Genomic DNA, 11156 nt, shown 5'->3' with positions numbered 1-11156 from the left:
GGACGGGAGAACGGGAAGCGCAAAGCGGGCAATGATACGGGGCGCCCGGCCGCCATCGGGCCCAGCAGATGTGCTAGACCGGCGTTGCTTTTTGCGTTAGGCCCGCGCAGGGACAATCGCCCCGTGCTTCAGATCTTCCTCGTCACCGTTCCCTTCTTTGCATTGATTGCAGCCGGCTATGCGGCCGCCCGCGGCGGTGCACTGCCCCTGGTGGCCATTCCGGGTCTGAATGTCTTTGTCCTGTATTTCGCGCTGCCGTGCTTGTTGTTTCGCTTCGGCGCCGGCGCGCCCATCGACCAGTTGCTCGATGTTGGCGTCGCACTGGTGTGGGGCGTGAGTGCCCTGATCGTGGTGGGCGCCACGGTAGCCGTGAGCCGCAATGAGCGCATCGGCTGGAACGATGCGGCCTTTGGTGCACTGGTCGCCGCGTTTCCGAACACCGGCTTCATGGGAGTACCGCTGCTGGTGGCGATTCTGGGCGCACAGGCGGCGACGCCGACGATCATCAGCATCGCATTCGACATGATCGTGACGTCGTCGCTGTGCATCGCCCTGTCGCGTCTCGACGGCGCGGACGAACACGGCGCCACCAAGGCCATCCGGCAGTCGCTGCGCGCCATTCTGCAGAACCCGATGCCATGGGCGATCCTGCTCGGCGTTCTGGCCTCCGCGACGCACTTGAATCTGCCGGGTCCGCTCGATCGGACCATCGCGATGCTGGCGGAGGCCGCATCGCCAGTCGCGCTGTTCACCATCGGTGCGGTGCTCGCACGCTCGGCGCTGCTGGCGCGCGAACATCAGGCCAGTGCGGCCGTTGCCGAAGCCATGGGGAGTGCGTCGATACCGCCGCACCCGGCACCGCTGCGCGACGTGTTGCCGGTGATCGCGATCAAGCTGGTCGCACACCCGCTGCTGGTCTACGGCGTCGCTCGCAGCGCGATGGCGCTCGGACTGCCGCTGGCGCGACCGGCCCTGGTCACGATCGTCCTCGTGGCGTCGCTGCCTAGCGCAAGCAACGTGTCGATGCTGGCCGAGCGATTCGGCGCCGACAACAACCGCATTGCCCGGATCATTTTCTGGACGACGGCAGCGGCCTTTTTCACCTTCCCGCTGGCGGTGGGCTGGTTGCGATAGGGAGGATTGGAGGATTCGCACTAAGGCGTCAGGACGCCCAGCTTGTAGGGATCGGCATCGGAGAGCAATTCGCAACGCGACATGTCGCGCCCCTGCGTGCCGTCGCAATAGAAGCTGTTGTAGACGCGGCCGAACAGCGTCGGCGTGGATACGAAAAGCACGCCCTGATTCGGTTGCCAGCGTTCCCTCGGCGCGGCGGCGGGGGACGCCGTGGCGGGAGCGGACGTCGCTGTGGCAGCGGCGGTGGGATCCTGTCCGGGTGCGGTGTGCTCGCCCATGAACTCGGACAACGTCCGGAAGCTGTCCTCCCCATTCCAGCGGCTTGTCAGATCGGCGGGACGCGGACGTCCTGAAATCGGAATGAGCAAGCCGTTGACCTGGAAGCCGCGCCCGAAACGGTGCTCCTTGCCCGCCAGGAATGCATAGGCGCAGGCGGCTTGGCACTGACCCTTGACTTCTGTATTGACACCGGTGGTCCGGATTGCGCGCGCATAATCGCTGGCGATTTCCGGCGTGCCGCCCAGGGAGTTTTCGAACACCACGGTCCGCACCCGGCCACTGACAAGGTGTTCTTCGAACGCCTTGATGGCGCTGCCGTCGAGCATGCCGCTGACCAGCAGTCGGTCGCCTTCCAGTTCCAAGTCAGCCGCTCGCGCCCCCCAGGCCAGACATGCGAGCGACAGAACCCACAGTACTCCGAACGGCGATTTCACGATTCCACCCCTTTGCAAGACTCGAAATGAGTCCCGCCATTTCCCTAGATTTGACATCGCCTCTGCGCATCGTCAAGCCCTGTTTGGGGGTATTTCTTACGCAGCATGTTCTGCAAGAAGGTGATAGTGCCAAATATTGCTTATGAATAATGCTTAGGTTCTCAAAGTCACTGTAAAGTGGATTCTTGATCGGGAGAGTTGAGATGACGACCTTGATGAGAGGGGTACTTTGTCTGGTCTTGCTCGCCGTTGTCACTTGGCTGTGGCATACGGGCGCGCTGGGCACAGGTGCGGCGCTCGCTACCTACCTGTTGAGCGTGGTGTTGCTGCTGTGGCCGGGTGCCGCGCATCGAAGGCGACGCTCCAGCCTGCAGTACGTTGAAATGGGCAAGGAGCCGGTCGGGCTGCTTTGAGCTCGGATGTTGCTGGCAATCAGATGCTGTGCGGGTCGACGTCGACCAGCCATCGGATGACCCCCTTGCCTTCGGGGGTGCGCCGCAATTCATGCAAGAGGGGTTGCCAGCCTGCGAGCAATCGCTGCAAGGCTGTGCGTGACTGGCTCTCGATCAACATCTGCGCCCTCTCCACATTGGCCACGCGCTGGATCGCCAGCGGAACGGCGGGGTAGCGCGTGACCCGATCTGCCCCGGGCAGGTCCTCTGCCGCCAAGCTCGCTGCACCTAGAAATGCCTGGGCGATCTCTTGGGTTCGGGCGTCAGCCCGCAGGAGCGCCTGAAAGGCGAACGGCGGCATGCCGGCGGCGGCCCGGTCCTCGAGTTCGCGTTGGGCAAAGGCGGAATAGTCATGGCGGCGCAATGCGGCGAAGAGCGGATGTTGCGGGTGATGGGTCTGGATCCACATTTCCGCGGTCGCACCTTGCGACGACAGGTAGGCCGCATCGCGACCCGCGCGTCCGGCCGATTGCATGAGCAGGCTGAACAGCCGCTCGGGCGCGCGGAAGTCGCTCGAAAACAGCGCTCCGTCGGGGTTGATTGCGGACACCAGCGTGATGCGCCTGAAGTCGTGTCCCTTGGCGATCATCTGTGTGCCCACCAGTACATCGACTTCACCCGCATGCACTGCAGCCAACTGTGATTCGAGGGCACCCTGCTTGCGCGTGCTATCGGCATCGATCCGGGCGATGCGCACCGCACTTCCGTCCGGCCGCCGGATCGGCGCGAAAAGTTCGCCCAAGTGTTCTTCGAGCCGTTCCGTGCCACGGCCCACCGGCGCGATGTCGGGGTTGCCGCAGGCCGGGCACGCACGCGGCACGCGCTCGGTGAAGCCGCAGTGATGGCAGCGCAGCGTGCGATCGATCTTGTGGAACACGCGGTAGGCGCTGCAGTGGGGGCACTCGCTCTTCCAGCCGCAGTCGCCGCATGCCAGCACCGGGGCATAGCCTCTGCGGTTGAGGAACACCATGCTCTGCTCGCCGCGCGCGATGCGCTGGCCGATGGCATCGAGCAATGCCCCGGACAGGACCGTCTTCGGCGGCTGAAGGTTCATGTCGACGAGCCGCACTGTAGGCAGCAAGCTGGAGCCGATGCGCGAGGGCATGGCCAGACGCGCGTAGCGTCCGCCCGTGTCTTCGCCCAAAGGCGGCCGGCTCTGGTGCCAGCTCTCCAGCGAAGGAGTGGCCGAGCCGAGTATCACCTTGATGTTCTCGCGGCGGCCGCGCCATACAGCCAGGTCGCGTGCGGAATAGCGCGCGCCTTCCTGCTGCTTGTAGCTGGGGTCGTGCTCTTCGTCGACCACGATGAGTCGCAGCGCGGGCATCGAGGCGAAGACCGCCATGCGCGTCCCGAGCACGATTCGAGCTGCGCCGCTGTGCGCTGCGAGCCAGCTCGCAAGACGTTGTGGATTCGTCATTCCGCTGTGCAACGAGACGACCGCGTCGACGCCGAAGCGGCTTGCGAAGCGCTCCTTGAAGCGTGCTTCGAGCTGCGGTGTGAGGTTGATCTCGGGCACCATGACCAGCGCCTGGGCCTCCGGTTCGCGTTCCAGCAGCGCCGCGACGGCGCGCAAATAGACCTCGGTCTTGCCGCTGCCGGTACTGCCGAAGAGCAAGAAGGGGCCGGTTTCAGCGTCGAATCTTGCGAGGGACTCGATCTGCTCGTCGCTGAGGGTCACCGGCGTTGGGGCTTGGGCCCTGGCGACCGTCGATGTCGATCCGCTCTTTCGCTTCAGGCGCCGAGCCAACTGCATGGCCGTCAGGTCTCGAAGCTGCGGCGGCAATGCGGCGAGCGCGATTTCGCCCAGAGAGCGCTGGTAATAGCGCGCCGCGAACGCCACCAGATCGCGCCAGGCGTCGCCCAGGGGCGGGAGCGCATCGAGTACCGCGCTCACGGGCTTCAGTTCAATGGTCGGCGCGCCGTCCCCGTTTTCTTTGGTATGCGTCGCCCAAGCGACCCCGAGCACCTCGCGGCGGCCCAGCGGCACGCGCACCAAGGCACCCGGCGTCACCGGCGCGCCACTTGCGTAACTAAGGACATCCCCTAGTGCGCTGTGCGCCGGAGTCTGCACAGCAACGTCGACGCGCCATTTCAAGGGCGGTCTCCGCTACGGGTGTTTGTTAAAGCGACTTTGAGCAAAACGACCTAAGTTGTTGATTTTGATGCGCTTTGCGGTCAGTCCAGATTTTCTGTGGATAACTTTGTTGATATCGGGCCTTGACACGCCGGCAGCCCTTGAAAATCAAGGCTTCGGCTGGAATGCTCGTAAAAAAAGCAAAGTTCAAAATCCATATGAATCAACGACTTAGCTTCGCTATCGCTTTAGGAGCACCGGCGATCGGACCTTAAATTTTTTTGCGCACCGCAACAGATGTTTTGTGCATAAGTCAGTCCCTCCTCACGCTTTTTGCCCCTTGACAAACGGCGGATCGTCCCTCTCACTGTTTACAACTGATAACAATCTGCTCAAGTGCGAAGCGCGCGGGACTGCGCGTGGACCGCATCGACGAGCGCGGCGACGTGGTCCGGGGGGGTGAACTGACTGATGCCATGACCCAGATTGAAGATGTGGGTCGGACCGGTGCCTTGAGCGTCGGCGTGTGGCCGGCCGAAGCTCTGCAGCACCTTTGCCACCTCAGATTCGATCTGCCGTGGCGGCGCGAACAGCACGTTCGGATCGATGTTCCCTTGCAACGCCTTGCCGCCGGGCCCTTCGCCGACCAGCGCGCGTGCCTTGCCGAGATTTGTCGTCCAGTCCAGGCCCAAAACCTCGCAGTCGAGGTCACGCATGTCTTCCAGCCAAGGCCCGCCGCCCTTGGTGAACACGATGCGCGGCACCGGCCGGCCGTCAGCGCCGTCGCGTTGAAGCTGGGCCAGGACCCGCGCGGTATAGGCCAGGCTGAATTCCTGGAACGCGCCATCGGCCAGCACGCCGCCCCAACTGTCGAACACCATGACGGCTTGAGCACCTGCAGCGATCTGTGCATTGAGATAGGCGGCGACAGCGTCAGCGTTCACGGCCAGCAGCCTGTGCATCAGGTCTGGGCGGCTGTATAGCAGCGTCTTGATCTGCCGGTAATCGCTCGAACCCGCGCCTTCGACCATGTAGCAGGCCAAGGTCCACGGGCTGCCCGAGAACCCGATCAGCGGCACGCGTCCGGCCAGCGCCCGGCGGATCGAGGTGACCGCATCGAAGACGTAGCGCAGCTTGTCCAGATCCGGCACGGCGAGCGCGGAAATTGACGCCTCGTCGCGCACAGGACGCGCGAAGCGTGGCCCCTCGCCAGCCTCGAACGAAAGACCGAGCCCCATCGCATCGGGCACCGTGAGGATGTCGGAGAAGAGAATGGCAGCGTCGAGCGGATAGCGCTCGAGCGGCTGCAGGGTGACTTCCGTCGCGTAGTCGACATTGGTCGCCAGCCCCATGAAGCTGCCCGCCTTGCCGCGGGTGGCGACGTACTCCGGCAGATACCGCCCGGCCTGGCGCATGAGCCAGACGGGCGTGTGGTCGGTGGCCTGTCGCCAGCAGGCGCGCAGGAAGGTGTCGTTCTTCAGGGGGGCGAAAGGCATCCTGCGATTGTCGCAGGGGGACGGCCGCAGGCCCCTGGACTCAGGACGACCTCAGGTCTTGTACTTGATCGAGCAGCCGTAGGGACGCGTCGTCGCGGCACTGATCGTCTTGCCGTCGAAGACTTCGCCCAGCGCCTGGTTCACGTAGTTGGTGGCCGTCTTGATGTCGTCCGGTCGCGCCGAAGCGATGCTGTCGATGCCGCCCGCGTAGACGAGCGTCCCCTTGGGATCGACGATGAAGATGTGCGGCGTCGTGCGCGCACCGTAGGCCCGACCGATCACCCCGTCTTCGTCCATTAGAACGGCGGTCGGTGCGGCCGCGTGTTCGTGCATCCAGGCATCAAGTGCCAGCGGTTTCAGGTAGTCGCTCGCGGCGCGCTCTGTCGAGTTGATGGCCAGCCAGACCACGCCGTTGGACGTTGCCGCCTTCTGGGTGGCCGGCATGTTCCCGCTGCCATAGTGCTTGCGGACGAAGGGGCAGCCGGGGTTGGTCCATTCGAGCACCACATACTTGCCGGCAAATTCGGAGAGGCGGTGCTGCTTGCCGGCGGTGTCGACGGCGATGAAATCGGGAGCTTGCTGGCCGACAGCGGGGGCCGCGATGGCCTGGGTCATGAGGAAAGTGGCGCCGAGCGCGACAGCGGCGGTCATGACCGCACGGCGCGAAGCGCGGTTCAAGGCGGCTCTGGCCTGGCGTGCGGCACGATAGGAGCGGGACTCTGAAGATGACGATGGCGACATGGTCAGCTTTGACCTCCAATGGATAAATACTTAACAACCACCACAGCTTAGAACGGATTCTTCAACCGCTTGTGACAACCCGTACGGCCGTAGTGGTCAAAGCGCCGCCAGCGCCGCCCGCACCTCATTCTTGCTCAGGATTTCAGTCAACACGACCGGTGCCTTGCCGGGCGCCTGGAGCACATAAACGGGCACGCCGCTGCGTCCCAGGGCCATCAGCGCGGCGGTGATGGCCGGGTCGCGGCGCGTCCAGTCGGCGCGGAGCATCGCGACGTTCTTCGTTTCGAAGTCTGCGAGCACGGCGTCGTCGGATAGCGTGCTTCTCTTGTTGTATTGGCAGGTCACGCACCAGGCTGCGGTGAAATCCACGAACACCGGGCGACCGGCTGCGTTGATTTCCGCCACCCGCTCGACGGACCAGGGCTGCCACCGTTCGCCTGCGGCTGCGGTGGTGGTGGCGGGTTCGGCGGTCCTGACGACATTTCCGCCGATTGCGACGGTCAGCGCGGCAGTCGCTGCGACGACGACACTGGTCAACACGACTCGCGTGCGGCCTTGCAGCGTCAGCGCCCACACGATGGCGGCCAGGCACACCAGCAGGCCGAGCAGCGCGCCCGCGCCGTCGATGCCGCTTTGCTGCCCCAGCACCCAGACCAGCCATGCGACGGTGGCGAACATCGGGAACGCGAGCAGGCGCCGCAGCGTGTCCATCCACGCGCCCGGCTTCGGCAACAGGCGCGCGACGGCCGGAACGAAACCGGCGGCGAGATAGGGCAGTGCCAGACCGAAGCCGAGCACGCCGAACATCAGCAACGCCTCCCCTGCGGGCAGTCCGATCGCGAAACCCAGTGACGCGCCCATGAAAGGCGCCGTGCAAGGCGATGCGATCACCACTGCAAGCACGCCCGAAAGGAAATCGTTGACCACGGGATGCCGCGCCTGCACCGCGCCGAGCGAGGGCGGCGCGATGTTGCCGAATTCGAACAGGCCGGCGAGGTTGAGGCCAATCAGCGTGAACAGCGCCGCTAGCGCCGCCACGACTGCGGGCGACTGCAACTGGAAACCCCAGCCGAGCTGAGTTCCCGCCGCGCGCAGCGCCAGCATCGCGCCGCCCAATGCGAGGCAGGACAGGATCACGCCGCCGGCATAAGCGAGCGCGGCCATGCGGTGGCCTCGCTGATCTTCTGCATGCCGGGTGAAGCTGAGAACCTTGATGGCCAGCACGGGAAAGACGCAGGGCATGAGGTTCAGGAGCAAGCCTCCCAGCAAGGCGCCGATCAGCGCAATGACGAGCGATCCGGAAGGGCGCGTCGGTGACGGCGCGCTGGTGTTGGCATCGAGGGCCGCCTGAAGGGCCGGTGAAACCTGTGCCTTGGCGACGCCTGTGGGCCAATTGCCGCTGACCGGTGCCTCGGCGCGCCACGCTATAGGCTGGCCGGGTTGCCGGTCGGCTTCGGAGAGCGCGACCACGACCGGCATCACTGTGGGGCTGGCGCTGCGTTGCTCGGCGAGCGGCACGGTCGCGGTCCAGGTCCCGCCCTCCCACGATTGCGTCCAGTCCTTTCCGAGAACCGCCGACGTGCGGATGACCTCGCCGGTTTCAGGGAAGAATTCCAGCGTCTTGCCGTGAGCGGATGCCGGCAGGCCTTCAAGGCGAACCTGCAGCTTGTCGCCATCAACGGCGATCTCGCCCGGCTTTGCGAGAGGGGCGGGCTGCGCTGCCCATGCCGCTTCGAATTCGCTCTTGTGAAGGGCGGTCGAACTTTGCAGCGGCAACTTGAGCTGGAATTCGCCCTCTTCGGGGATGCACTCCTTGCGGCAGACAAGCCAGGATGCCTTGAGCCGGACGTCAAGTTCGCCCGAGCCGGTGAGCGTGGCTGAAGGCTTGAAATCCGGGGCCACCGTGAGCGGCACGGGCAGCAGCACCGTGCCCTCGTAGCCGTAGTTGGCGAGATTGCCGATCGGAATTTTTCTCGGCACCGGCCAAGCGATATCGCCGTTTGAAACGCCCGGCGGAAGCGACCACGCGAGCTCCGTAGGGAGACCGGAGTCACCTGCGTTTTTCCAGTAGGTGTGCCATTCGGGCTGGTGCGTGATCTGCAGCCCGACCCAGACCGGTGCCCCGGCCGAGACGCCGTCGGGCGCATGCGCGACCAGTTCGGCGCGCACATGGGGTGTCGTGACGACCGAACCGACCTTGGAAGCCAACTGCGCCGTCGCCGGCATGCTGACGGCGAGCGCTGAAAGCGCTGTGAACCCAAGGGCCGCGAGACGTGGAGAGTAGAAAAATGCCATGCCGGTCAGTCCGAGCGGGTGTTCAAGGCGAAGTTCCGGGAGGAAATCAGGTCGCCCATCCGAGCACCACGCGCCGGCTGTTGGCGCTTTTCTTCTCGATCTTGGTCACGACGACGGCGCCGATCTCGCGCGTATTGGCGACGTGCGTTCCACCGCAGGGCTGGAAGTCGATCTGCTCGGCTTCGCCGATCCGGATCGTCCGGACGGTGCCGGTACCGCGCGGCGGTTGCACGCTCATGCTCTTGACCAGGGCTGGGTTGGCATCCAGTTCGGCGTCTGTGATCGCGCCTACCGCGAGGGGATGTCCGGCAGCGACCAAGCGCGCCAGCCCGGCAGTGAGCGCCTCCTTGTCCAGCGGCTCGGTCATGTGGAAATCCAGCCGCGCGTACTCGGGCGTGATCGAGCAGCCGTTGACCGGCTGCGGCACCAGGTGGCACAGCAGATGGGTCGCGGTGTGGAAGCGCATCAGCTTGTGGCGGCGTTCCCAGTCAATCTGTGCTGCCACCGTGTCGCCGGGCTTCAACATGTCCAGGATTTCGGACTGTTCGGTCGACGGCACATGCAGGATGTCGTCGGTCGGCTTGCCCTCTGCATCCTTGGCCTTGCGCGTGTCGGTGATTGCGAGTCGGCGTCCGTCGCCGAGTGCCAGCCAGCCGCTGTCGCCGGCCTGGCCGCCGCCTTGCGGATAGAACACGGTACGGTCGAGCACGATGCCACCTTCCTCGATGCGCAGGACGCGGGCTTCGCACTCGCGCAGATAGGCATCTGCGCGGAAAAGATCGTCGGTCATCGCCCGATGGTAGCGGCGCCGCCACGACGGGGTGTGCCCACGGCCAAAAGCGCCCGTCGCCGACAGTCGGATGCCCGGAATGCATCAAGATACAACCATGAACGCCATGCTCCGTATTTCCGCCCGCGCCACCATCATCCCGCTGGCTGCCGCGATCTTGCTGAGTGCCTGCGGCGAAGCCGCGAAACTGCCGCCCGACGCCGGCATTGGCCCAAAACCGGAATTGCCGGCGCCCGTCACGACGCTGATTCCCACGCTCAAGATCGCGCCGGCCATCGGCTGGACGGACACCGCGGGCCCGACTGCTCCCGAAGGCTTTGCGGTGACAGCGCTGGCCCGAGGGCTCGACCACCCCCGCATGGTCTACACGTTGCCCAATGGCGACGTCCTGGTCGTCGAGAGCAACAAACCGCCTGCGCCGGAGGGCAGCCATGACGGTGGAGACGGAGTGATTGCGCGCATCAGGGCGAAGGTGCAGCACGTGGTCCAGAACCGCGCCGGCGCCGGCGTGCCGAGCGCCAATCGGATCACGCTGCTGCGAGACACCAATGGCGACGGCGTGGCCGACGTGCGGCAGGTCTTTATTGAAAACCTCAATTCGCCGTTCGGCGTGGTCCTGGTCGGCAACGAACTGTTCATCGCAAATGCGGATGCGCTGGTGAAGGTGCCGTATGCCGATGGCCAGACGCGCATTGCGGCCACACCGACGCGGGTGACCGATCTGCCGGCAGGCATCAATCATCATTGGACGAAAGACGTCGTCTCTAACGGGGACGGCTCCAAGCTCTATGTCACCGTCGGCTCCAACAGCAACATCGGTGAAAACGGGATTCCGGCCGAGGAAGGGCGTGCCGCGATCTGGGAAGTCGATGTGAAGACCGGTCAGAAGCGCCTCTTTGCCGGCGGCCTGCGCAACCCCGTGGCGGCGGCGTGGGAGCCAGATTCCCAGACTCTGTGGGTGGTCGTCAACGAGCGAGACGAGCTCGGCAGCGATCTGGTGCCGGATTACCTCACTTCGGTGAAGGATGGCGCGTTTTATGGCTGGCCGTGGAGCTATTACGGCGGCCACGTCGATGCTCGCGTGATTCCGCAGCGGCCGGACATGGTCGCCAAAGCCATCGCCCCGGACTACGCCCTCGGCTCGCACCGGGCACCTCTGGGAATCGCCTTCTCGAGCCCGCGCGGGATGCCCGCGCAGTTCGCCAGCGGGGCGTTTGTCGGCGAGCATGGGTCCTGGAATCGCAAACCCCTTGCCGGTTACAAGGTTGTGTTCGTGCCCTTCACTGGCGGTCGTCCCAGCGGGCCGCCGGTCGACTTCCTCACCGGCTTTCTGAATGCCGACGAGAAAGCCCAGGGACGGCCGGTCGGCGTCGCGCTGGACCAGAGCGGCGCGCTTCTGGTGGCAGACGACGTCGGCAACGCGGTGTGGCGGGTCGCCAGGAAGAAATGATTCCGGGGCAC

General features: G+C 65.1%; 9 protein-coding genes. 3 read left to right on the top strand and 6 right to left on the bottom strand.

The window, feature by feature from the left end:
• The first annotated feature begins 123 nt into the window (after nt 1-123).
• On the top strand, nt 124-1134 hold the full coding sequence (locus AC1DN9_RS26935) for an AEC family transporter (RefSeq protein WP_478105057.1): 1011 nt from the start codon (nt 124-126) through the stop codon (nt 1132-1134).
• Nucleotides 1135-1154: 20 nt separating this feature from the next.
• Here AC1DN9_RS26935 and AC1DN9_RS26930 read toward each other — a convergent pair whose 3' ends face one another.
• The gene (locus AC1DN9_RS26930) at nt 1155-1847 is read right to left on the bottom strand and encodes a hypothetical protein (RefSeq protein WP_478105055.1); all 693 of its coding nucleotides are present in this window, start codon (nt 1845-1847) and stop codon (nt 1155-1157) included.
• 203 nt (nt 1848-2050) lie between these two features.
• Between AC1DN9_RS26930 and AC1DN9_RS26925 the strand changes: the two genes are divergently transcribed.
• Nucleotides 2051-2260: a hypothetical protein gene (locus AC1DN9_RS26925; RefSeq protein WP_478105053.1), complete on the top strand. Its 210-nt coding sequence runs from the start codon at nt 2051-2053 to the stop codon at nt 2258-2260.
• Nucleotides 2261-2279: 19 nt separating this feature from the next.
• Here the strand turns inward: AC1DN9_RS26925 and AC1DN9_RS26920 are convergent, their stop codons facing one another.
• From AC1DN9_RS26920 to AC1DN9_RS26900, 5 genes are all read right to left on the bottom strand, one after another.
• Nucleotides 2280-4394: a primosomal protein N' gene (locus tag AC1DN9_RS26920; protein ID WP_478105052.1), complete on the bottom strand. Its 2115-nt coding sequence runs from the start codon at nt 4392-4394 to the stop codon at nt 2280-2282.
• A 371-nt stretch (nt 4395-4765) separates the two neighbouring features.
• Nucleotides 4766-5869: a uroporphyrinogen decarboxylase gene (hemE, locus tag AC1DN9_RS26915; RefSeq protein ID WP_478105050.1), complete on the bottom strand. Its 1104-nt coding sequence runs from the start codon at nt 5867-5869 to the stop codon at nt 4766-4768.
• 51 nt (nt 5870-5920) lie between these two features.
• Nucleotides 5921-6610, bottom strand: a complete 690-nt coding sequence (locus tag AC1DN9_RS26910) for a thioredoxin family protein (protein WP_478105049.1) — start codon at nt 6608-6610, stop codon at nt 5921-5923.
• A gap of 96 nt (nt 6611-6706) precedes the next feature.
• Nucleotides 6707-8836 carry a protein-disulfide reductase DsbD family protein gene (locus tag AC1DN9_RS26905; RefSeq protein ID WP_478105089.1) on the bottom strand — a complete coding sequence of 710 codons (2130 nt, stop codon included), beginning with the start codon at nt 8834-8836 and terminating at the stop codon, nt 6707-6709.
• A gap of 115 nt (nt 8837-8951) precedes the next feature.
• Nucleotides 8952-9695, bottom strand: a complete 744-nt coding sequence (locus tag AC1DN9_RS26900; RefSeq protein WP_478105047.1) for an alanyl-tRNA editing protein — start codon at nt 9693-9695, stop codon at nt 8952-8954.
• Nucleotides 9696-9792: 97 nt separating this feature from the next.
• Between AC1DN9_RS26900 and AC1DN9_RS26895 the strand changes: the two genes are divergently transcribed.
• Nucleotides 9793-11145: a PQQ-dependent sugar dehydrogenase gene (locus AC1DN9_RS26895; RefSeq protein ID WP_478105046.1), complete on the top strand. Its 1353-nt coding sequence runs from the start codon at nt 9793-9795 to the stop codon at nt 11143-11145.
• Nucleotides 11146-11156: the final 11 nt, after the last annotated feature.

The sequence above is a fragment of the Variovorax sp. 05L425 genome, assembly GCF_056397705.1.
Note: the sequence above shows the minus strand (reverse complement) of the source record. Positions and strands in the feature narration are given on the sequence as shown.

Excerpts from the sequence above, each read along its gene's own strand:
- AC1DN9_RS26925 (WP_478105053.1), top strand. The coding sequence starts at position 2,051 with ATGACGACCTTGATGAGAGGGGTACTTTGTCTGGTCTTGCTCGCCGTT.
- hemE (WP_478105050.1), bottom strand. The coding sequence starts at position 5,869 with ATGCCTTTCGCCCCCCTGAAGAACGACACCTTCCTGCGCGCCTGCTGG.
- AC1DN9_RS26910 (WP_478105049.1), bottom strand. The coding sequence starts at position 6,610 with ATGTCGCCATCGTCATCTTCAGAGTCCCGCTCCTATCGTGCCGCACGC.
- AC1DN9_RS26905 (WP_478105089.1), bottom strand. The coding sequence starts at position 8,836 with ATGCCGGCGACGGCGCAGTTGGCTTCCAAGGTCGGTTCGGTCGTCACG.
- AC1DN9_RS26900 (WP_478105047.1), bottom strand. The coding sequence starts at position 9,695 with ATGACCGACGATCTTTTCCGCGCAGATGCCTATCTGCGCGAGTGCGAA.
- AC1DN9_RS26895 (WP_478105046.1), top strand. The coding sequence starts at position 9,793 with ATGAACGCCATGCTCCGTATTTCCGCCCGCGCCACCATCATCCCGCTG.